This is a genomic window from Sphingobium sp. GW456-12-10-14-TSB1, assembly GCF_059424385.1.
The window spans coordinates 951889-974312 of record NZ_JBWKZI010000001.1; the positions used below are offsets into that span (position 1 = coordinate 951889).

The 22424-nt window shown below is 64.2% G+C and carries 21 protein-coding genes; 15 read left to right on the forward strand and 6 right to left on the reverse strand.

Translation table 11 applies throughout. From position 1 onward, the window contains the following. Nucleotides 1-173: 173 nt before the first annotated feature. Nucleotides 174-908 carry a sensor histidine kinase gene (locus AC07X9_RS04630; protein ID WP_369596850.1) on the forward strand — a complete coding sequence of 245 codons (735 nt, stop codon included), beginning with the start codon at nt 174-176 and terminating at the stop codon, nt 906-908. A gap of 2 nt (nt 909-910) precedes the next feature. Here the strand turns inward: AC07X9_RS04630 and AC07X9_RS04635 are convergent, their stop codons facing one another. Then, nucleotides 911-2173 carry an MgtC/SapB family protein gene (locus tag AC07X9_RS04635; RefSeq protein WP_176342107.1) on the reverse strand — a complete coding sequence of 421 codons (1263 nt, stop codon included), beginning with the start codon at nt 2171-2173 and terminating at the stop codon, nt 911-913. Between the two features lie 602 nt (nt 2174-2775). Here AC07X9_RS04635 and AC07X9_RS04640 point away from each other — a divergent pair. The 5 genes from AC07X9_RS04640 to AC07X9_RS04660 all read left to right on the forward strand — a co-directional run bounded on the left by AC07X9_RS04640 (nt 2776) and on the right by AC07X9_RS04660 (nt 6709). After that, a complete protein-coding gene (locus AC07X9_RS04640; protein ID WP_441347668.1) occupies nt 2776-4479 on the forward strand; it encodes a PAS domain-containing sensor histidine kinase in 1704 nt (567 codons plus the stop codon). Then, the gene (locus tag AC07X9_RS04645; RefSeq protein ID WP_086485579.1) at nt 4472-5086 is read left to right on the forward strand and encodes a response regulator transcription factor; all 615 of its coding nucleotides are present in this window, start codon (nt 4472-4474) and stop codon (nt 5084-5086) included. Before AC07X9_RS04640 ends, AC07X9_RS04645 begins: the two co-directional genes overlap by 8 nt. A gap of 113 nt (nt 5087-5199) precedes the next feature. Beyond that, nucleotides 5200-5589 carry a response regulator gene (locus AC07X9_RS04650; protein ID WP_065846095.1) on the forward strand — a complete coding sequence of 130 codons (390 nt, stop codon included), beginning with the start codon at nt 5200-5202 and terminating at the stop codon, nt 5587-5589. Between the two features lie 109 nt (nt 5590-5698). After that, complete coding sequence (locus AC07X9_RS04655) at nt 5699-6118, forward strand: DNA-binding transcriptional response regulator (RefSeq protein WP_140159564.1); 420 nt, start codon at nt 5699-5701, stop codon at nt 6116-6118. A 210-nt stretch (nt 6119-6328) separates the two neighbouring features. Beyond that, nucleotides 6329-6709 carry a c-type cytochrome gene (locus AC07X9_RS04660; RefSeq protein ID WP_140159565.1) on the forward strand — a complete coding sequence of 127 codons (381 nt, stop codon included), beginning with the start codon at nt 6329-6331 and terminating at the stop codon, nt 6707-6709. A gap of 80 nt (nt 6710-6789) precedes the next feature. Here the strand turns inward: AC07X9_RS04660 and AC07X9_RS04665 are convergent, their stop codons facing one another. From AC07X9_RS04665 to AC07X9_RS04680, 4 genes are all read right to left on the reverse strand, one after another. Continuing rightward, entirely contained in the window at nt 6790-7065 is a 276-nt protein-coding gene (locus tag AC07X9_RS04665) for a TehB family protein (RefSeq protein WP_441347663.1), read from the reverse strand. A gap of 242 nt (nt 7066-7307) precedes the next feature. Beyond that, on the reverse strand, nt 7308-8495 hold the full coding sequence (locus tag AC07X9_RS04670) for an acetate/propionate family kinase (protein ID WP_086485583.1): 1188 nt from the start codon (nt 8493-8495) through the stop codon (nt 7308-7310). After that, entirely contained in the window at nt 8492-9904 is a 1413-nt protein-coding gene (locus AC07X9_RS04675) for a bifunctional enoyl-CoA hydratase/phosphate acetyltransferase (RefSeq protein WP_086485584.1), read from the reverse strand. Before AC07X9_RS04675 ends, AC07X9_RS04670 begins: the two co-directional genes overlap by 4 nt. Before the next feature lie 3 nt (nt 9905-9907). Beyond that, on the reverse strand, nt 9908-11665 hold the full coding sequence (locus AC07X9_RS04680; RefSeq protein ID WP_176342108.1) for a PHA/PHB synthase family protein: 1758 nt from the start codon (nt 11663-11665) through the stop codon (nt 9908-9910). Between AC07X9_RS04680 and AC07X9_RS04685 the strand changes: the two genes are divergently transcribed. From AC07X9_RS04685 to AC07X9_RS04720, 8 genes are all read left to right on the forward strand, one after another. Then, entirely contained in the window at nt 11567-12256 is a 690-nt protein-coding gene (locus tag AC07X9_RS04685; RefSeq protein WP_495197987.1) for a hypothetical protein, read from the forward strand. The genes AC07X9_RS04680 and AC07X9_RS04685 overlap by 99 nt on opposite strands. A gap of 137 nt (nt 12257-12393) precedes the next feature. Beyond that, nucleotides 12394-13788, forward strand: coding sequence for an efflux transporter outer membrane subunit (locus AC07X9_RS04690; RefSeq protein ID WP_254908094.1), 1395 nt, complete (start codon nt 12394-12396; stop codon nt 13786-13788). After that, nucleotides 13785-14861 (forward strand): HlyD family secretion protein, encoded by a 1077-nt coding sequence (locus tag AC07X9_RS04695; protein WP_086485587.1) that lies wholly within the window; start codon nt 13785-13787, stop codon nt 14859-14861. The genes AC07X9_RS04690 and AC07X9_RS04695 overlap by 4 nt, the downstream gene beginning before the upstream one ends. A 6-nt stretch (nt 14862-14867) precedes the next feature. Next, nucleotides 14868-17639, forward strand: a complete 2772-nt coding sequence (gene rbbA / locus AC07X9_RS04700) for a ribosome-associated ATPase/putative transporter RbbA (protein ID WP_086485588.1) — start codon at nt 14868-14870, stop codon at nt 17637-17639. 1 nt (nt 17640) lies between these two features. Further along, nucleotides 17641-18768, forward strand: a complete 1128-nt coding sequence (locus AC07X9_RS04705; RefSeq protein ID WP_086485589.1) for an ABC transporter permease — start codon at nt 17641-17643, stop codon at nt 18766-18768. Between the two features lie 105 nt (nt 18769-18873). Then, entirely contained in the window at nt 18874-19389 is a 516-nt protein-coding gene (locus AC07X9_RS04710) for a GNAT family N-acetyltransferase (RefSeq protein ID WP_086485590.1), read from the forward strand. Continuing rightward, on the forward strand, nt 19386-20399 hold the full coding sequence (locus AC07X9_RS04715; RefSeq protein ID WP_086485591.1) for a zinc-dependent alcohol dehydrogenase family protein: 1014 nt from the start codon (nt 19386-19388) through the stop codon (nt 20397-20399). Before AC07X9_RS04710 ends, AC07X9_RS04715 begins: the two co-directional genes overlap by 4 nt. Nucleotides 20400-20497: 98 nt before the next feature. Further along, nucleotides 20498-21334: a universal stress protein gene (locus AC07X9_RS04720; RefSeq protein ID WP_086485592.1), complete on the forward strand. Its 837-nt coding sequence runs from the start codon at nt 20498-20500 to the stop codon at nt 21332-21334. 44 nt (nt 21335-21378) lie between these two features. Here the strand turns inward: AC07X9_RS04720 and AC07X9_RS04725 are convergent, their stop codons facing one another. After that, on the reverse strand, nt 21379-21612 hold the full coding sequence (locus AC07X9_RS04725; RefSeq protein WP_254908040.1) for a hypothetical protein: 234 nt from the start codon (nt 21610-21612) through the stop codon (nt 21379-21381). On the opposite strand from AC07X9_RS04725, the gene AC07X9_RS04730 reads away from it, so the two are divergent. Next, on the forward strand, nt 21499-22407 hold the full coding sequence (locus AC07X9_RS04730; protein ID WP_254908095.1) for a zinc-dependent alcohol dehydrogenase family protein: 909 nt from the start codon (nt 21499-21501) through the stop codon (nt 22405-22407). The two genes, AC07X9_RS04725 and AC07X9_RS04730, sit on opposite strands and share 114 nt — an antisense overlap. Nucleotides 22408-22424 lie beyond the last annotated feature (17 nt).

The following is a 22424-nucleotide window of genomic DNA, read 5'->3' on the forward strand; positions in this document are numbered from 1 at the left end:
GGGAGAATATCCACGACCTCCGCAATCTATTAGGGAACGTCAGTTCGGTGAGCCACTTGCTTGAAGACGATCCTTCACCCGAGAAGCGTGCCATGCTCCTCGACGCGATCTCGCATGCAGCGCGCCGTGGAGGAACTTTGACGACCGCTCTGCTTGCCAAGGAAGTCATCCCGATGGTTCGCACGTTCGACCTCAACCAGCATCTCGGGACGCTGCAATCGCTCCTCGACGCCCACGCTGGCGATCGGGCAGAGGTTGCGATAACGGTCTCGGCGGAGAAGTCTCCGGTCAAGCTTGATGCTTCGGCCCTTGATGCCGCGCTCGTCGAGCTTGTCGCTAATGGACGTACTGCTCTCACAACTGCGGGGCGCGTCATTGTGCGGACCAAGTGTATCGGTCGCAGACTATGGCTTACCGTTGCCGACACGGGAAAAGGGATGAGCCGGGAGGAACTCGCAGCCGTTCTGGAGGGTGCGAGTCCAGCCGGTGCACACGGTACGGGTCTCGGCCGCGTTCGCCATTTCGCGCAGTCCTGTCACTCCAGGTTCCGGCTTCGCAGTGCTGCCGGTCGAGGCACCGTTGCCGTAGTCATGATACCGCTCGTCCTCAACGTCGGCTTCACCCGTCAGGTGGAATTGCCGCCGCCGGCAGGAACGTCGGCACCGGCTAGCCTCCGGCGTGGACGTTGCGGCAGAGCGCAGCGTGGACAGCCGAGCGGGAACAGCGCCCGCATGGATACCCAGCCGGTTGTACCCAAGCCCGATATAATCGAACCTTCGGCCCCGCCTGAGGCACCCATGCCGAGTGAACCCAGAGAAACACCTATGCCGAGTGTCCCGGAAATCATCCCGGACGAGCCTGATTCCGTACCGGATGCACCGCCAGAGGAATATCCCGCCAGTGTCTAGTGCTATCTGAGCGAGAGAAGTACCGCGATCCCTGCGCCAGAGGCGAGCACAGACGCGAACAAAGGTCCGGACGCCTTCCAGCCCTGTTGACGAGGTCCGGCGATCCCGAGCGCCAGAGCGCCCTTGAATGCCGTGTTCGCAAGAACCGGAACAGCTAGCGCAAGTCCCGCCGTGCTCCCGTCGAGAATATCCCTGGGCATCCCCGCAAGGGTGAGGACCGCTGCGTCGACATCCCACATGCCCGTCAGGCCCAACACTACGATGATGCCCTGGTCGCCGAACTGCTCGAGCGCCCAGCGTGCCGGTATGGCCATTACCGCCACCAATCCCGCGAGCAGTAGCGCCGGCCCGAAATCGAGTGGGTTGCCGAGTTCTACCTCACCAGCGCTCGCCTCGGCGCTGCGTGCGCGAAACGCCAGTAACGTCGTCAACCCGCCGACGACTAACGCGGGGATCATGGCCAGGGCCAGTGACCGGGCGGTATAGGGGATAAGCGTGATCGCCAGAAGCTGAACGCGGACGAACATCACGAGCGACGCCAGAGCGATACCCGCGATCAGAGGGGCTTCGGGACCGTCCTTCTGGCGCAATCGCCGCGCATAAGCCGCGGTCACGGCCGTCGAGGAGACGAGCGATCCGCACAGCGCAGTTATCATGATCCCCTTTTCCGGCCCCAACCGGCGGGTCGCGACATAGCCAGCGAAGGAGAGCCCGAGGACCACGACCACTACCATCCAGATCTGGCGGGGGTTCCAGGCATCGTAGGGTCCGAGATTTCGATCCGGGAGCAGCGGCAAGATCACGAGCGCCACAAGCGCAAAGCGAGCGATCGACTCGATTTCCTTTTCCGTCATTCCCTTGAGCATGGCGTGGGCCTGCTCTCGCAGCGTGAGGATCAGCGTGGTCACCGCAGCGACCGCCAGCGCTTCGCTGACCTGGCCCTTGGCGGCGATATAACCGAGCGCGAAGGTAACGATCCCGACCAGGGTGTTGGTGACCGAGAGGCTCCCCTCGCGGGCGAGAGCGCCGCGATAGCCGAGGACAAGGCTCGACAGCGCGGCGAGGGCGATGACGGCAGCCAGAATATCGGCGACATGCGCGGCGATCCCGCCAGTGAGACCAAGCAGACCGAATGTTCTGAGCCCGCTCACGCGGCTTCCGTCGCTCGCATCGCGCTGTCGCCATCCGCGCTCGATGCCGATCAGGATGCCGACCGCGAGAGATGCCGCCAGGGCGCGCAGCAATTCCGTGTCGGGAATGTTCATAGACCTGCCTTGTCAGGGTTCCGACTGCTCGAATGACGAATTGTGGTGACGCACGGGACTGCCTGCGCCCGCGCATTCAACACACTCCAAACGGACCACTGCGGTGCCACCTGATCCACCCACTAATCCCTCGATCGTTTCCGTTCACAGACGAACAGCGCAGAATGTGCCAATCTTCCACCCCCCACTAGCCGAATCCGTCTTTGTTCCAATTGGCTGCGGAGGGATTTGAAGCGGACGCTGCGATCCGCCTTGCTCCCACTTCCTCGGGCCTGGCCCCGCAACTTTCGATGGCTCAATCTGTGTTCAATTGATAGAAAACGAACCGGAAAGGGGGAGATTTCAGCGCGGCGCTGTACCGTTTACCAAGGCGATGGGGGCGAAGAATTACTGACACCAAACCACCATCGGAGCGAAAGGGCGCTTTTTCGCCGGCATTAGCCGCTGCATCATTGCTCGCCAACCGTTCGATCCGCTCCCAGCTCATAACGGCCGTTCTGGCTGGTCTCGCGATCGCCATCATTGCCTTCGTGACCCGCGAGCAGCTTGCCGAGCACGTCGATGAGCGTGTCCACTACTTCGTGACCCTCGGTGTGGCGGGTATGGTGCTCGTTGCGCTCAGACCTGATCTATTCGTGATCTCGAGCGTCACGCTGATCACCCTGGCGACGCTTGTTGTCGTCGACGGCTGGCCCACTGCAGGCAGCCAGCAGATCGCTGTCGCGATTTTCCTGGTCGCGATGCTCCTCTTGTGGCGCAACTATCATCGCACCGTCACCGTCGCTCGCAACCTGGCTGATAGCACCGTCGTGCTTGCGGAGGAGTTGAGTCTCCTGATCGATGGCGCTCAAGACTACGCCATCTACATGCTCGACCCCAATGGGAACGTCACCATATGGAACGAGGGTGCTGAGCGGCTCAAGGGCTGGACCGCTGCCGAAATGATCGGAAAGCCGGCCGACCTCTTCTATCCGGCCGACGCGGTGGCAGCGGGCAAGCCGCGATCGTTCCTCACCGAGGCGGCCGCACGCGGCAAAATAGAGATCGACGACTGGCGCGTCCGCAAGGACGGCAGCGAATTTCTCGCTCACATGGCGATTACGGCCTTGAAGAACCCGGATGGGACAGTGCGCGGCTTTGCCACCGTCGTTCACGACATCAGCGACCAGAGGGCCACCGAAAGCTCCCTCCGCCACAGCGAGGCGCATCTTCGCTCAATCCTCTCGACAGTCCCCGATGCGATGGTCGTCATCGACGAATGGGGAAAGATGATCTCCTTCAGCGATGCGGCGGAACGTCTTTTCGGCTACTCGCAGGCCGAGGTTCTGGGGGCCAATGTCAGCATGCTGATGCCTTCGCCCTATCGCGAGCGTCATGACGGCTATCTCGAACGCTATCTCACGACCGGCGAGCGCCGCATCATTGGTATCGGCCGAGTGGTCTTCGCGCAGCGCAAGGACGGGACGACATTCCCCATGGAACTGTCAGTGGGAGAGGCGACGGGCGAGAGTCAGCGCGTCTTCACCGGCTTCATCCGCGACCTGACGGACCGCCACCGGACACAGGAGCAGCTCGAGGAACTCCAATCCGAGCTCATCCACGTCGCCCGGGTCAGCGCGATGGGGACTATGGCGTCCACGCTCGCACACGAACTCAACCAGCCGATCACCGCGGTTGCGAACTATGTCGAAGCCGTTCGCGATTTGCTGGCCCAGCCGGATCCCGACGACCTGCCCGAAATCATCGAGGCTCTGGAGGATGCGGCGGGCGAGGCCATGCGTGCAGGCCAGATCGTCAGGCGCTTGCGCGATTTTGTGGCACGCGGTGAGGTCGAAAGGACTGCCGAGAACCTGCCGGACCTTATCAACGAAGCGGCGGCCTTCGGCCTGATGGGCGCCATCGAGAAGGCCGTCGAGACGCGGATGGATATCGATCACGAGGCAGCCAGCGTCCTCGTCGACAAGATCCAGATCCAGCAAGTTCTGGTGAATCTGATCCGTAACGCCGTCGAAGCCATGGGGCCGGCCGCTCGGCGCATCCTCACTATCCGCACGACGCCCGATCAGCCGGGACTTGTCCGCGTGACGGTGGCCGACACCGGGCCCGGCGTGGCGCCCGAGGTGGCGGCCCAGCTCTTCAAGGCTTTCGTCAGCACGAAAATGGAAGGCATGGGACTTGGTCTTTCAATTTGCAGAACCATCGTCGAGGCTAATGGTGGCCGCATATGGATGGAGTCAGCAGAAGGGGGCGGTACACAGTTTCACTTCACTTTGGTAAGGGCGGAGGCGGAGAAGCTCGATGGATGAAAAGCGTGTTGTTCACATAGTCGATGACGAGGACTCGATCCGGCGCTCGGCTGGATTCATGCTGAAGAAGTCGGGCTTCTCGGTGACACCGTGGGTTTCCGGCGTGCAATTTCTCAAGAATCTCAAACATGCCGAGCAGGGATGTATTCTGCTCGATGTTCGCATGCCCGAGATGGATGGCCTGGAAGTTCAGAAGGAACTGAACGAGCGTGGCGTTTCCATGCCTGTTGTTGTCCTGACTGGTCATGGCGATGTCACGGTCGCCGTTCGCGCGATGAAGGCCGGGGCGGTCGACTTCATTGAGAAGCCGTTCGAGAAGGCAGTGCTGATCACGGCCATCGAAACCGCCTTTGAGCGCCTTGCCGATGCCGAAGGCAGGGCGGGCCGGGCGGCCGATGCGACTATCCTCATCGCGGGACTCTCTGCGCGCGAGCAGGACGTCCTCAAGGGCCTGGCCCAGGGCTTGCCGAACAAATCCATCGCTTTTGATCTCGGCATTTCGCCGCGCACGGTAGAAGTCCATCGCGCCAATCTGATGACCAAGCTCGGTGTTCGCAGCCTGTCGGAAGCCCTTCGCATCGCATTTTCCGCGGGCGTGACCGGCTAAGGGTTCGGACACTTACGTAGCGACCCGTCACCGATTTCCTGACATTCCCAATCAATCAGCATGGTCGCTGGATTTGATGGTGTGTCATGACAAGTGAGAGAATTGCATCCCAGATGCAGGAACGTCCACGGCTCCTCCTGGTGGAGGATGATGCCGGGGTTCGCCGATCGTTACAGCTTCTGTTTCGTGCCCGGGGTTTCGATGTTCGGGCCTACGCAGCCGGGGCCGCGCTGCTTGCCGATCCGGCCGCCCGCGACGCCTGCTGCTTTATCGCGGACTACAGGCTGGAGGAAACCGATGGGATCGAGGTGCTCTGCCATCTGAGGGAAAGAGGTTGGTCCGGTCCAGCGGTGCTCATCACCGCCTTTCCATCGGCTGATCTCACCGAGCGAGCCCTCGCGCATGGTTTCAGCCAGGTCCTCGAGAAGCCCTTTCGCGAACATGTGCTCGGCGCGACCGTTGCTCGATTGACAGGTGCGGGCGAGGCAACCGCCCATTCCTGATCGCGCTTGCCTTTGTGCCAACAGACGGCTGGAGATGATGGTCTGATGCTGCGAAATCCCTCTTATTTGGTGCGCTTTATTCCTCACCTGCCTGTACGCAAGGCACTCGATGAATGACGGCTGCGCCCGCGCCGAAGACGCCGGGTCTAAAGCGTTTCCGACGCATCTTGTAGGAGTTGGTCCGGATGAGGAATTTGCCACCGCCAAACAGCTCACCAGCGGTCCGGTCACCTGGCTCGGCAATGTAGAAAATCTTGAAGCATTTCTGGACCGCCCCCCACTTGCCCACCCCTGCGTTATCCTTCTTGATGGTGATCTTCCCTCGGAGCGGTTAATCGCCTCACTCGATCAGAATGCAGCTTTGCTTAAGGCTACTCCGATGCTTCTGCAGATCACCAAGCCTCCGGTCCGGCTGGCTGTAGTGATCATGCAGCGCGGTGTCCGCGACGTACTTCAAAAGCCTTATACACTTGCTCGATTGAGGGCCGCCCTGGAGGAACTCCGCAGTTTGTATGGTCGGCATCCGTGATCCAGCGGCTGCTGACCAGTGCAGTAATGCCATGTGCTGCGCGATCATGGGATCGCTGGTTGCTTCCGTGATTGGCGGCAAATTGGTCGATGCGCTTGGTGTAACAGCTCAGGTTGTTCCAAAACCCTGAGCGAGTAACGTGAGCGCCTGCATCCCCCTTGAAAGGGCGGCGGTTGACGTTTCCCGAGGCAGCCTAGATGGGACTTTGCCGTGCGACTGAAAGTGTTCCCGATAGCTCTCATCGCCATTGCAGCCGCCAGCGGGGCAATTGCCACGGGGCACGTCGAGCCTGCAAGGGGAACCAGCCGGGCCGAAGTGACGGCCCAGCGGCGCGGGTTGGCATTTGCCCAGAAGCATTGCTCTGCCTGCCATGCCGTCGATCAGGGAATCTCACCCAAGCCGGAGGCGCCATCCTTCGAAACGATCATCAATACGCCCGGACTGACTACCCATACATTGAACCCATGGCTTCGCGAGTCGCACAATTTCCCCGAGATCATGAATTTCGAGATCGAGCCTGGGCAAATCGATGCGCTTGCAGCTTACATGTTGACTCTCAAGAACCACGATTATCGGCCCCCTATTCAATAGCCGCTGCGGTCAGGGCACCCGACCGGCCCGACCGCGGGCACAACGGTTCTGGGCGAGTTGGAAGGTGCCGAAACCTGGCTTCAGAGCGCGGGTGGATCGTGGTAGAAATCGACCTGCATGCGCATGGGGCCCATTGCCGTGACGAAGTGCGTTTGCTGCGGCGCGACCAGACCCGGATTGCCGGGCGTCAGCAGTTTTTCGGAGTGCGGTTGCACATAGGTCAGCTTCAGTTCGCCTTCCAGTATCCTGATTAAACCCCAGACCCCTTCCTTCGTCTGGTGGCTGCTTCGCAGGGCATCCGGCAATGTGTTCTCGTCGAAAACCGGCGTCGAGCGATAGGGTTCGGTCATGTCCATGCCTCGCTTCCGTGATCCTTTGCGGCTTCCGCCTGAATTTGTCATGCAGCAGCCGGTGCGGTTCGTCGGCCGGGCTCAGGACCACGGTACGGGCTTCGTTCTCTCCGTTCAGCAGCCGCAGGTCGACCAGCACGTCTCCATCCTGGCATCGCCGATGAGAATCTCAATGCCAGGGGCGGCGGATGCCGGCGTTGCGATGCTGAGGAGCGCGCCGGCGCACGGCCATGCGAGGTTTGCCTTGCTCATCGCTCCGACCGCAGCACTGCAAGGGTGTGACCGGCGATCATCCGCTCTTCGTCGGTCGGAATGATGAGGACCTTGACACGGCTGTCCCTGGCCGAGATGGTCAGGGCGTGTCCGGCATTGGCGCACACGTCGATGGACAGACCCAGCCAGGCGAGCCGCTGGCATATCCGTTCGCGAACTTCGGCGTGGTTCTCGCCGATCCCGGCCGTGAAGACGATACCATCGACGCCGCCGAGCGAGGCGGCAAGCGCCCCGAATTCGCGCGCGGCGCGCCAGACGAAAAGCTCCACCGCCTCACGGGCTTCCGCGCGCGGGTCGGCCGTCAGGGTCCGCATGTCGCTTGAAATCCCGGAAACCCCCAGCAGGCCGGATTTGCGGTATAGCATGTCGTCGACGTCGGCGGCGCTCATGCCGAGCTGGGTCTGGAGGTGGAGGACGACGCCGGGATCGAGCGTGCCGCAGCGCGTCCCCATCATCAGGCCGTCCAGGGCTGTGAATCCCATGGTGGTGTCGATACTCTTGCCGGCCCGCATGGCGCACAGGCTTGCGCCGTTGCCCAGATGCGCCGCGATCACCCGCCCGGCTGCAAGTTCCCCGTCGACGGTTTGCATCTGTCCGGCGATATACTCGTAGGACAGCCCATGAAATCCATAGCGGCGAATCCCCTGTTCATGCAGCGCGCGGGGGAGTGGAAGCCGCGCGGCGACCTCGGGCTTGTCGTGGTGAAAGGCGGTATCGAAACAAGCGACCTGGGGAAGGCTCGGTGCCAAGGCTGCGATCGCGCGGATCGCTGCCAGATTGTGCGGCTGATGCAGCGGTGCGAGGGGGCAGAGCGCGTCGAGCTCGGCGAGAAGACCCGCGTCGACGCGTTGCGGTGCAGCGAAGCGCATCCCGCCGTGCACGACGCGGTGCCCGATCGCCACGACTTCCCGGCCTTCAAGGTGATCGATGGCCCAGTCGAACAGATCCTTGAGCAGTTCCGCATGTGTGAGGCCAGCGCCGCCCGCCCAGGTTCGCTCGACAAGGACGGTCCCGTCCGCCCGCCGCGCGACCAGCGAGGGGGCGATCCCGATCTTCTCGATCTTGCCGCCTGCCGAATGTTCCGGATTGCCCGCATCATCGAGGGTAAAGAGCGCGAACTTGATGCTCGAGGAGCCGGAATTGAGGCTGACGACGGCTTTCATGCGGGAAGCCCGGGCGCTGCCTTCGGGGCAGCGCGTGCGAGCAATGCCGCGATCGCGCAGGACGCAAGACGCGTCCGCTCGCTGTCCGCGCGGCTGGTGAGGATGATGGGCACCCGCGCGCCGAGGACGACGCCCGCAGCATCCGCGCCGCCGAGGAAGGTCAGCTGCTTGGCGAGCATGTTGCCGGCCTCGATATTGGGGACGACTAGGATTTCCGCCTTGCCCGCCACCGGCGAGACTATCCCCTTCTCGCGGGCGGCGGCTTCGCTGATCGCGTTGTCGAAGGCGAGCGGGCCGTCGAGGACGCCTCCGTCGATCTGGCCCCGGTCGGCCATCTTGCACAATGCAGCCGCATCGAGCGTCGAGGGCAGGTCGGGATTGACCGTCTCGACGGCAGAGAGGATGGCGACCTTGGGCACGGCGATGCCGATGACATGGGCCAGATCGATCGCGTTGCGAATGATGTCGGCCTTGTCCTTCAGGGTCGGCGCGATGTTGATCGCGGCATCGGTGATGATGAGGGGCGTCGGATGCCCCGGCACGTCCATCACATAGGCATGGCTGATCCGCCGCTCCGTCCTGAGGCCGGTAGCGGCCGGCACGACCGCCGCCATGAGCTCGTCGGTATGCAGCGAGCCCTTCATCAGCAGTTTCGCATCGCCGCTCCGCACGAGCGCCACGGCCTTCGCGGCCGCGTCGTGGCTGTGATCGGCAGGTACGAGCCGGAAGGCGGAAATATCCTTCGCCGCTTCCTCGGCCGCGGCCCGGATCCGCTTTTCCGGACCGACGAGTATCGGGGTGATCAGCCGCGCTTCCGCTGCATCCACCGCCGCCGCGAGCGCCGCCGCGCTGCAGGGGTGGGCGACCGCGGTGGCGATGGGTTCTCCGCCTTGCGTCTGCTCGATCAATCGCCTGTATTCGCCATGCGTCGCCACCCGCACGTCGGGGAGCGCCATGCGCGGGCGACGGACCTTCTCGGAAGGCGCGCGAACCTCGGCCTGGCCTGTGATGACGGTCTCGCCGTTCTGATTCACGCAGCGGCAGTCGAGAACGAGGATGCAGCCCTCGGGCTTCTTTTCCGTCACCGTGACGGATGCGGTGATGACGTCGCCGATGCCGACGGGAAGGGTGAAGCGCAGCGACTGGCCGAGATAGATCGTGCCGGGCCCGGGCAGCTCTGTTCCGAGCACAGCCGAGATGAGGCCGCCGCCCCACATGCCATGGGCGATGATCCGCTGGAAGAAGTCCGTTTGCGCAAAGTCGGCATCGAGATGCGCCGGGTTCACGTCGCCCGAGACGAGTGCGAACAGCTGGATGTCCTTCTCCGAAAGCGTGCGGGAGACACTCGCCGTCTCCCCCACCTGAATCTCGTCGAAGGTCCGGTTCTCGATGAATGCGCTGTCGGTCACCGCTCATTTCTCCAGGACATATGTGCCGGGCGCGTCGGTGACGGGCGCATAGCGCTTGTCGGGCGCGCCCATGGACGGCGGCGGCTCCGGCGCTCCCGAGTGACGATCGAGCCATACGCCCCATTCGATCCACCATGACCCCGACTTGCGCTCGGCCCGTTCCAGCCATTCTTCGGGATCATAGGAGGGGCCGCCCGCCTCGCGGGTCAGCAGACGATAGGAACGTCCCGCATGACCCGGCTCGGAAACGATCCCGGCATTGTGTCCGCCGCTGGTGAGCGCGAAGGTGATCTCCGCCCCGGTGAGCAGGTGGATCTTGTGCACCGAGCGCCATGGGGCGACGTGGTCGCGCTCGGTGCCGACCGCGAACATCGGCGCCCGGATCGCGGACAGCGTGATCGTGCGGCCATCGACCTTGTATTTCCCTTCGGCCAGCTCGTCGTTCAGGAACAGACGGGCCAGGTATTCGCTGTGCATGCGATGGGGCATGCGCGTTGCGTCGGCGTTCCAGGCCATAAGGTCGCTCATCGGTTCACGTTCACCCATGAGGTAGGTGCCGAGCATGCGCGACCAGACGAGATCGTTCGACCGCAGGATCTGAAACGCGCCGCCCATCTGCGCGCCGTCGAGATAGCCGCGGCCCCACATCATGTTGTCGAGCACGTTGAGTTGGGCTTCGTCGATAAACAGACCAAGCTCACCCGGCTCGCTGAACTCGGTCTGGGCCGCCAGCAGGGTGACGCTGGCGAGCCGCTCGTCACCGTCTCGCGCCATCGCCGCCGCGGCGATCGACAGCAGCGTGCCGCCAAGGCAGTATCCGGCGGCGTGCACCTTCTGACCGCCCGTGATCGCCTCGATTGCGTCCAGCGCGGCCATTGGCCCAAGCCGGCGATAGGCTTCGAGATCGAGGTCTCGGTCCTGTTTTCCGGGATTGTGCCAGGAGATCATGAAGACGGTGAAACCTTGATCCGTCAGCCAGCGCACGAGCGAATTCTCGGGCGAGAGGTCGAGGATATAGTATTTCATGATCCAGGCGGGGATGATCAGGATCGGTTCGGGCCGCACCGTCTCCGTCGTGGACTCATACTGGATGAGTTCGATGAGTGCGTTGCGATAGACGACCTTCCCCCTGGCGGTCGCCACCTTCTCGCCCACGGGGAAGTCCTCCGCGCCCACGGGCGGCTCGCCGCGCGCCAGGCGCTGCATGTCCTCCATGAGGTTGCGGAAGCCATCGACGACGCATCGCCCGCCGGTTTCGACGATCTTGCGCTGCAGGAGCGGATTGGTGGCAAGGAAGTTGGTTGGCGCGAAGACATCGAGGATTTGCCGTGCCGCGAACTCGACCATGTCCTCGTGGTGCCTGCTCACCCCGCCGATCCCGGTGGTCGCAGCGTGCCACCACTGCTGGTTCAGCAAGAAAGCCTGGACGATCAGGTTGAAGGGCGGCTCTTTCCATGCCGGATCGGTGAACCGGCGGTCCTGGCGCAGAGGTTCGATCGCGGGGGCGGCACCAGGATCGCTGAGGCTTCGTCCGATATAATCGGACAAGCGCCAATATTTCCTCGCGGCCTTGGCGCCCAGTTGCAGTTGCTTGCCGGGCGCGCAGGCGAGGTGCAGCGCCCAGTCGGTTGCCGCGAGAATCATAGTCACCGGCGATAGCCCGTGCGTCAGGTGCGCGATGCCAACCGCAGCCGCGCGATCGAGGGTCTGGCTGATGCCGTCGAGCGGGTCGGCGGCAACATGCTGTATGTCATTCATCATCAACCTGCCGCGCGTGGGTCATACTTTAGCATCTGTCGCACCTATCCGATCGGCACCAGCCGGCCGATACGTATACATCCCAATTCTCATCATGAGCCCAATCAGGGCAAAAAGCCCGTGTTTCCGTGGGAGAGGGGCCGTCATGTGATCGCAACCGGTGGTTGCGGTCCGATGACAGGTCCGTCTTGCGGATATCATGATGAGAAGGATCCAACGATGACATTTCCATTCGATCAGGTCGTGGCCATCGCCGGCGCCAACCGCCAACTCGCGCTGAAGTTCTTCGACATCGCACGCACGACCGGCGCGCGGCAGGCCGCAATCGGGGCCCATGCGATGAGTGCCCTGTTCGACCCCGGCAAAGTCTCCGAAGTGGCCCAGGAGGCGGAACAGAACCGCCTGGCGCTGATCGCCGACACGAAGGCGGCATTCGAAGAATGGCAGGAAAGCGCTGGAGATTTGTTATCGCCGGAAAGCGAGACGGCGCAGTTGGCTGTCGCCTTCGAGCCGCTGCGCGCCTTCTTCCTGTCGCCGCTGCAGGCCTTCGCTGCTGCTGCGCCAGCGGCAAGCGATGCCGGGGCCAGCACCTGAGCCGCAAGCCGTCTTTGCGGCCGCGCCATGCAAGCCCTGCAAATCACTTCGTTGAGAGACGCGCCTTGTCGCCACTGAGACTTGCTGACCGCAAACGGGATAAGCGCGCGCTGCTTCGGCGCTCCGCTGTCGCGCTTATCCCGTTTGCCGCGGCGGCCTGCTCATTTGCGCCGGACCATGTCAGGCCCGCGCAACCCGTACCGGCGCGATATTCCGACCGGTTGCCCGATGGACCGAGCATTGCGCGCATCGGCTGGCGCGATTTCTTCCGCGCGCCTGAACTCCAGCGATTGATCGATGCCGCAATGGCGAACAACCGGGATATCCGTATCGCGACGGCTCGTGTCGATCAGGCTCGGGGCGCCTGGCGTATCGAAGGCGCCCCGCTTTATCCGCAACTCGATGCAGTGGGCACAGGGGGCAGGGGGCGCACTCTCTATACGCTGCCGGGGATGGGCGCGACAGCGGTCGACCTTCGTCAGGTCAGCGCTCAGCTCAGCGCGAGCTGGGAAATCGACTTCTGGGGGCGGCTGCGCAATATCAGGGATGCGGCGCGCTGGCAGTATTTTGCCACGGAGGAGGCGCGCCGCGCAGTCGCTACCGAGCTGGTGGCCCAGGTCGCAAACGGCTATCTTCTCGAACGCGAATATGAAGAGCGCGCCGCGCTCGCCCAATCGTCGATCGCCACGCGCGAGGAATCCCTGAGGATTATCCGCCGGCGCTATGAGGTCGGTTCCGGCTCCAAGCTCGACATGACCCAGGCCCAGACGCTGCTTGCCCAGGCGCAGATTACGTTGCAGGTGCTTGAGCAGGATCGCGCCGTCAATCGTAATGCGCTCGCTCTGCTGGTTGGCGAACCCGTTGAAATCGCACCGGGACCGCTTGGTTTGACGGCGGTCCAGGATCATCTGGCGCTCCCAGCCGGCCTCCCGTCCGACCTGTTGACCAATCGCCCGGATGTTGTCGCGGCCGAACATCGGTTGCGCGCTGCAAACGCCAACATCGGCGCGGCCCGAGCCGCCTTCTTCCCGAATATCAGCCTGACCGGCGGCTTTGGGACGATGAGCACTGCGCTCGACGGGCTGTTCAAGGACGGCACGGAAGCCTGGAGCTTTACACCAACGATTGTGCAGCCGCTCTTCAACGCGGGCCGACTCAAGGGCAATCTCGACGTCGCCAAAGCGCAACGCGATGAAGCGGTCGCGAGCTATGAGCGCACGGTCCAAGTGGCGTTCCGCGACGTGTCCGACGCTCTCGTGCGCAAGCAGCAGCTCGGTCTCCAGATTGCGACGACGCGCGAGATGGTCGGCGCGCAGCGTGAACGGGCCCGGCTCGCCCAGCTTCGCTTCGACAACGGGCGGTCGGCCTATCTCGAGGTCCTCGACGCGCAGCGCGATCTCTTCGACGCGGAGCAAGCCCTCGTCCGGCTACACCGGGCCGAGATCGCCAGTGTGGTGGCGCTTTATGCTGCGCTCGGCGGGGGCTTCGTTGGCCAACCTACACCACCGAACAGCGGGGAACGGACACCATGACGCAAGCGACCGGCAAGACCTGGCTCGTCAGGGGCGGGATCGCGGCGGCCGTGATCGCCGTCGCCCTGATCGTCTGGTCGTTCGTCAAGCCCTCGGGCCTTCCCGAGGGGATCGCGAGCGGCAATGGCCGCCTCGAGGCCGTGGAGATCGACATCGCCGCGAAGTCGCCGGGGCGCATTCGCGATATCGTCGCGGACGAGGGCCAGTTCGTCAAGGCGGGCGCTGTCGTGGCGCATATGGACACCGACGTCCTGCGCGCCCAGCTCTCGGAAGCCGAGGCGATGCGGGCGCAGGCGCTGAACGCGGTCGAGATCGCCGCGTCGCAGGTCGTGCAGCGCCAGAGCGAGCGCGCCTCCGCACAGGCCACCGTGCGCCAGCGCGAGGCGGAGCTAAATGCCGCCCGCAAGCGCTTCGCGCGTTCCGAAACGCTGGCGCGCGAAGGCGCTACCCCCGTGCAGGAACGCGACGACAATCAGGCGTCGGTCGAGGGCGCGGGCGCCACCCTCGAAGCGGCGCGGGCGCAGCTCGCCGCGGTCGATGCGGCGATCGCCGCCGCCCGCAGCCAGGTCATTGGCGCCCGCTCGAACGTCGATGCCGCGCGGGCAACGATCGAGCGCATCAAGGCGGACATCAGGGACAGCGATCTGCGCGCGCCGCGCGACGGGCGCATCCAGTATCGCGTCGCCCAGCCCGGCGAAGTCGTCGCCGGGGGCGGGCGGGTACTCAACCTTGTCGACCTGTCCGACGTGAGCATGACCTTCTTCCTGCCCGAAACCGTCGCGGGACGGGTCCGGCTCGGCAGCGAGGTCCGCGTCGTCCTCGACGCCTTGCCGGACTATGCGATCCCGGCGGAGGTCAGCTTCGTCGCCGATGTCGCCCAGTTCACGCCCAAGACGGTGGAGACGGCCAGCGAGCGGCAGAAGCTGATGTTCCGCGTCAAGGCCCGCATCGCTCCGGCGCTGCTCCGGCGCCACATGACGCTGGTGAAGACGGGCCTTCCGGGCATGGCCTACCTGCGGGTGGACCCCAAGGCGGAATGGCCCGAGGCGCTTTCGCGGGTCGTGAAAGAATAAGCGGGCATGTCGTCCGCGCCTCGCCCCGACGCCGCCGACGCCGCGCCGGTCGTCCGGCTAGCCGGCGTAAAGCTCCGCTACGGGAAGACGCAGGCGCTGCGGGGGATCGACCTGGCGATTCCCGCGGGCAGGATGGTCGGCCTCATCGGCCCGGACGGCATGGGGAAATCGAGCCTGCTGTCGCTGGTCGCCGGCGCGCGAGCGATCCAGGACGGAGAGATCGATGTGCTGGGCGGCTCCATGGCCGACCGGCGTCACCGCGGCGCCGTGTGTCCGCAGATCGCCTATATGCCCCAGGGGCTCGGCAAGAACCTCTATCCGACGCTGTCGGTCGAGGAGAACCTCCAGTTCTTCGCGCGATTGTTCGGCCACGGCGAGGCCGAGCGCCGGCACCGCATCGACGACCTCACCCGCAGCACCGGGCTTTACCCTTTCCTGTCGCGCCCGGTGGGGAAGCTGTCAGGCGGCATGAAGCAGAAGCTCGGCCTGTGCTGCGCGCTGATCCATGATCCGGACCTGCTCGTCCTCGACGAGCCGACTACCGGCGTCGATCCGCTCGCCCGCGCGCAGTTCTGGGATCTGATCGCGCGCATCCGCCGCCAGCACCCCGCCATGAGTGTCATCGTCGCGACGGCCTATATGGACGAAGCCCAGCGTTTCGACTGGCTCGTCGCCATGGACGACGGCGGCTTGCTCGCGACCGGGACCCCGGCGGAACTGCTGGAGCGGACGAAGAGCGCCTCGCTGGAGGATGCCTTCATCGCCTTGCTGCCCGACGAGAAGAAGCGGGGCCACGCATCGGTGGTCATCCCGCCGCTCGCCGCGGACGATACGGATATCGCGATCGAGGCGCGCGATCTCACCATGCGCTTCGGCGCCTTCGTCGCGGTCGATCACGTCAGCTTTCGTATCCGCCGCGGAGAGATCTTCGGTTTCCTCGGCTCCAACGGTTGCGGCAAGACCACTACAATGAAGATGCTCACCGGCCTCCTGCCGGCGAGCGACGGCCAAGCCTGGTTGTTCGGCCGGGAGATCGATTCCCGCGACATCACCGTTCGCCGGCGGGTCGGCTACATGAGCCAGGGCTTCTCGCTCTACAGCGAGCTGACGATCCGCCAGAACCTCGAACTCCATGCGCGCCTGTTCGATGTGCCGGCACAGGAGATCCCCGATCGCGTCGCCGAAATGATCGATCGCTTCGGCCTCGAGGCGGTCCTCGACGACCTCCCGCCCAAGCTCCCTCTCGGTATCCGCCAGCGTCTTTCGCTGGCGGTTGCGATGGTTCACAAGCCCGAGCTTCTGATCCTCGACGAGCCCACTTCGGGCGTCGATCCCGTGGCACGCGACGCCTTCTGGCGGTTGCTGGTCGAGCTTTCCCGGCGAGACCGTGTCACGATCTTCATCTCCACGCATTTCATGAACGAGGCGGAGCGGTGTGATCGCATGTCGATGATGCACGCCGGCCGCGTGCTGAACAGCGACACGCCCGCCCGCCTGGTCGAGAGACGCGGCGCCGCCACACTCGAGGAAGCTTTCATCGACTATCTGGTCGAGGCCGGAGGGGAGAGTCCCGCGGACGACCGGCTCGCCATCGAGGAAAGCGCCACTCCGGCCCGGCCGCAGGCGGCCAGACGACGTACTTTCAGCCCGCAGCGCATGCTGAGTTACATGTGGCGCGAAACTCTCGAGCTGCGGCGCGATCCCGTGCGTAGCACGCTAGCCCTGGCGGGTTCGGTGATCCTGCTGCTGGTCATGGGCTTCGGCATCAGCCTCGACGTCAACGATATCCGCTACGCGGTCCTGGATCGGGACCAGAGCAGCATCAGCGAACGCTACCAGCTCGATATCGCCGGATCGCGCTATTTCATCGAGCAGCCGCCGCTCACCGGCTATGACGATCTCGACCGGCGCATGCGCGCGGGCGACATCAGTCTCGCCATCGAAATCCCGCCCGGCTTCGGCCGCGACCTGCTGCGTGGTCACCCCAAGCCGATCGCGGCATGGTTCGATGGCGCGATGCCGATGCGTGCCGAAACCGTCCAGGGCTATATCCAGGGCCTGCACCAGAGCTGGCTCACCGATCAGATGCGCGCCGCCGGTGTCACTGGCGCGGCCCGTGCCGGCGCAGGATCCACCGTCTCCATCGAGAACCGGTATCGCTACAATCCCGATGTCCGAAGCCTTCCGGCGATGGTGCCCAGCATCATTCCGCTGCTGCTGCTCATGCTGCCGGCGATGCTCGCCGCGCTGGCGGTGGTCCGCGAGAAGGAGGTCGGCTCGATCATCAACCTGTATGTGACTCCCGTCACCCGCACCGAATTTCTGCTCGGCAAGCAGATCCCCTATGTCGGGCTCGCCATGATCAACTTCGCCATCATGGTGATGATGGCCGTCACGCTGTTCGGCGTGCCCGTCAAGGGCAACTTCCTTGCGCTGGCGTTCGCGGCGCTCCTCTTCTGCATCATCGCGACGGGCATGGGCCTGCTCGCCTCGGCCGTCACGCGCAGTCAGATCGCCGTCCTGCTGCTCGCCTTGATCGGCACGCTGATACCGGCCGTCACCTATGGCGGCATGATCGACCCGGTCTCTTCGCTCGAGGGCTCGGCCCGCCTTTTCGGCGAGGTCTATCCGGCGTCCCACATGTTCACGATCAGTCGCGGCGTCTTCAACAAGGCTCTCGGATTTCGTGATCTCGCCGGATCGTTCTGGCCGCTGCTGATCGCGGTTCCCGTCATCACCGGCGCCTCCATCCTGCTGCTCAGGAAGCAGGAGCGCTGACATGCGGCGGACGCTCGCGAACATCTACCGCCTCGGTGTGAAGGAGCTCTGGAGCCTTTGGCGCGACCCGATGATGCTCGTGCTGATCCTGTTCACTTTCACGATCGCCATCTACAGTGCGGCGACGGCGATGCCCGAAACGCTGCACAATGCCTCAATGGCGATCGTGGACGAGGACAATTCACCGCTTTCACAGCGGATCGTTGCGGCCTTCTACCCCCCGCAGTTCAAGCGTCCGGCGATGATCACCACGCGCGCCATCGATCCCGGAATGGATGCGGGCGACTATACCTTCGTCATGCACATTCCCACCGGCTTCCAGCGTGACGTCCTGGCTGGCCGGCCAGCCGAGATCCAGCTCAATACCGATGCCACCCGGATGACCCAAGCCTTCACCGGTAGCTCCTACATCCAGCAGATCGCGCTGGGTGAAGTGACCGCCTTCGTGCAGGGCTATCGCGGGCAGGCGGCCATGCCCGTCGATCTCGAGCTGCGCGCGCGGTTCAATCCGACTCTCGACAAGTCCTGGTTCGGCGCGCTCGCGGAGATCATCAATCAGATCACCATGCTGTCGATCATCCTGACCGGCGCGGCGCTGATCCGGGAACGCGAGCACGGCACTGTCGAGCACCTGCTCGTGATGCCGGTGACGCCTTTCGAGATCATGTCGAGCAAGGTCTGGTCCATGGGGCTGGTCGTGCTGCTGGCGTCGTTTCTCTCCATTAACCTCGTGGTTCGGGCCTTGCTCGACATTCCCGTCGCGGGATCGCTGTCGCTGTTCTTCGCCGGGGCCGCTCTCTCCATGTTCGCGACCACGTCCATCGGCATCTTCATGGCCACCATCGCGCGTAACATGCCTCAGTTCGGGATGCTCACGGTCCTCGTCCTGCTGCCGCTCGAGATGCTTTCCGGTAGCACGACGCCGCGCGAAAGCATGCCGGAAGTCGTCCAGAACGTCATGCTGGCCGCGCCGACCACCCATTTCGTGGAGTTGGGCCAGGCTATCCTGTTTCGCGGCGCGGGTATCGATGTCGTGTGGCCTCAGCTCCTCGCCATAGTTGCGATCGGGGGCGTTTTCTTCACCATTGCGCTCGCGCAGTTCCGGAGGGCCATCTCGGAGATGGCCTGATGAGGGCGGCTTCGGTTACGTAGACTTCCCAAGCCCATCGAGCCCGTCGGTCGGTTATCCTGATGATCCTTTCTGCATGGGCCGAGATCGAAGAAAGGTGATCGCATGTCCGGTATTGCTTCCTCCACCGAGGTGGTGACCCGATCGGGGCTCAGGCTGTCCGTGAGGCCGGTCGCGCGCGACGATGGCCCTGTGCTGAAGGACTTTTTCGGCAGGGTCACTCCCGAGGATCTCCGCTTCCGTTTCCTCACGGCGATGCTCGAGGTGTCCGACGACCGGATCGCGGCCATGGTCGATGTCGACCACAAGCAGACCGAGGATCTCCTGGCCTTCGTCGATGACGGAACGCTGGTCGGATCGGCGATGATCGCGATCGACCCGTCGGGCGATCGCGCCGAAGTGGCGATCGCCGTCCGGGCGGACTACAAGCACCGGGGCGTGGGCTGGACGCTTCTCAACCGCGCCGCGGACTATGCGAAGGCGCGGGGCAGCCGCACGCTGGAAGCGGTCGAGAGCCGGCTCAACCAGAAGGCCATCGAAGTGGAGCGGGACTCGGGCTTCACGGTGAAGGCTTATCCGGGCGACGCGACGCTGGTCATCGTGTCGAAGCAGCTTCAATGACGGGCATGTGGGCGATGGAACTCGGCGCGGTGGGCGGCCCGCTCCGACTCGTCGCCCGCGCCGTTCCGGACCCGGGGCAGGGGGAACTGCTGATCGAAGTAACCGCCTGTGGTGTCTGCCGGACAGACCTCCACATCATCGACGGTGAAGTGGCGGCCCGGCTTCCGATCATTCCGGGCCATGAGATCGTAGGGATCGTAGCCGCGCTCGGGGAGGGTGTGACCGGGTTCCGGCCAGGCGACCGGGTCGGCGTTCCGTGGCTCGGCCATAGCTGCGGCTACTGCTACTATTGCCGTTCCGGGCAGGAAAATCTGTGCGACACGCCGGGCTTTACCGGATGCACGCGGGACGGGGGTTATGCGACCCACGTCGTCGCCGACGCTCATTTCTGCTTCCAGATTCCCGATCTCTATTCGGACGAAGAGGCGGCGCCGCTGCTTTGCGCGGGGCTCATCGGCTGGCGATCACTGCGGGCCGCCGGCGATGGGCGACGCATCGGGCTCTACGGCTTCGGCGCCGCGGCGCATATCATCGCGCAGATCGCCGTCTGGCAGGGCAGGGAAGTCTTCGCTTTCACGAAGGCGGGCGATCGCGAGGGCCAGGACTTCGCCCGGTCGCTCGGCTGCGCCTGGGCCGGATCGTCGGACGAGCGGCCTCCGGTGGAACTCGATGCCGCGATCCTCTTCGCATCCGTGGGCGCGCTGGTTCCTCTCGCGCTCCGCGTGGTTCACAAAGGCGGGCGCGTCATCTGCGCCGGTATTCATATGAGCGACATCCCTGCGTTCCCTTATGCCGATCTCTGGGGCGAACGCGTGATCGCCTCGGTCGCGAACCTCACCCGGGACGATGGGACGAGTTTTTTCAGGATCGTGCAGAAGGCTCGCGTCAAGACGGTCACGACCGCGTTCTCCCTTGCCAATGCCAACATCGCCCTGGAACGGGTGCGCGCAGGCGCTCTGGTTGGCGCGGCCGTTCTCCTTCCGGGAGAACCGGGAGACTATCGACGCTAGAAGCGATTTCAGCCTGTTATCCGGCGCGCGCTCAACGCAAGTCGCCCTTGGTAAAGTTACGGAGTGCCACGCCGGTCGTTCGGAACCATGGTGCGACCATGAACAAGAACACATCCATTAAGGACGTCCTCGCCGTTGTCGACGGCACGCCCTCTTCGCTGGCCGCGGTTGATCAAGCGCTAGCCTATGCAGACATCCATGAGGCGACGCTCACGATCGTCGTCGTAACCGAGAACCTTGCTCTGGCGGCAGCGATCGATCCGATGGCCTACGCCGAAGCCATAGCGGCGTCGGACACCCTGCGCAAAGAGCATGTCGCGGCGGTTCGCGAGCGCGCCAGAGGTGCTTCGGTTCAGGTCGAGGTCCATGCGCTGTTCGAAGCGCCCGGCCTTCTCCCCGGCCTCGCCAAGGCTGAGGGACAGTACGCGGATATCGCCCTCATCCCCGGAGCCGGTAGCTGGCAGAGCGACGGCTTGCGCCGCCATGTCATCGAAGTGCTCATGTTCGCGGGCGTACCTACAATGGTTGTGCCGGCGACCTGGCGGCCGGCGCGCATCACGCATGCCGCGCTTGGGTGGAACGCTTCGCTTGAAGCTTTCCGCGCGGCCCGGACGGTCCTTGATCTGGTCGAGTCTGGCGCGGCGATCGATGTCATCGTCGTGGACTCGCTCGACGGCCATCGATCCGACCGGCCCGTGCCGGGGGCTCAGGTCGCTCGCCATCTCGCCCGTCATGGTCACAATGCCGTCGTTCACGCCATCGGTTCGGCGGAACACGGGACGTCGGGCGCGCTGCAGATCTTCGCGTCCGAGCAGCATGCCGATGTGCTCGTCATCGGGGGCTACGGACGCTCGCGAGCCCTGGAATTTGTCCTGGGCGGCGTGACGCGCGAACTCATCGCGCACCAGCGATTGCCAATCGTCTTCGTGCACTGACGATTGCTCAAAAATGACTGCAAACGGAGCGTGCCATCAAAGCCCTAGTATATCACGGCCCTGGTCAGAAAAGCCTGGACGAGCGCCCCAGGCCGGTTCTTCAGGCCCCCACCGACGCGATTGTCCGCATCACCAAGACGACGATCTGCGGCACCGACCTGCACATTCTCAAGGGTGATGTCCCTACCTGCGAACCGGGCCGGGTGCTCGGCCATGAAGGTGTCGGGATTGTCGATGAAGTCGGCTCCGCGGTAGGCAGCTTTAAGGCCGGCGATCACGTGTTGATCTCCTGCATCACGTCCTGCGCGCGCTGCGAATATTGCCGCCGGGGAATGTATTCGCACTGCGCCGACGGCGGGTGGATATTGGGCAACAGGATCGACGGAACGCAGGCGGAATTCGTCCGCATCCCCCATGCCGACAACAGCCTCCATCCGATTCCGGCTGGAGCGGACGAGGAAGCGCTCGTCATGCTCAGCGACATCCTTCCCACCGGCTATGAATGCGGTGTCCTCAATGGCAAGGTTGCGCCGGGGAGCAGCGTGGCGATCGTGGGTGCGGGTCCGATCGGACTTGCCACCCTGCTCACCGCGCAGTTCTACGCGCCGGCACTCATTGTCATGATCGATCTTGACGACAACCGCCTGGCCGTCGCGCGCAGGTTCGGCGCCACGCACACGTTCAACAGCGGGCGCGATGCGGTCGTTCGCATGGTTCGCGATCTCACGGGAGGGAAGGGCGCCGACGCGGCGATCGAGGCGGTCGGCGTGCCCGCCACGTTCGAGCTGTGCGAGGAACTGGTGGCGCCGGGCGGCGTGATCGCCAATGTCGGGGTGCATGGCGCGAAAGTCGACCTCCATCTGGAAGAACTCTGGTCGCGCAACATCACGATCACGACCCGCCTCGTCGATACCGTCAGCACGCCGATGCTGCTCAAGACGGTCGAATCCAAGCGGCTCCGGCCGGAGCAACTGGTTACCCATCGCTTCGCGCTCGATGACATCCTCGGCGCATATGAGACCTTCTCGAATGCGGCCGATACCCAGGCTCTGAAGGTGGTTATCGCCGCGTGATCCAGAATCCTGCCGGC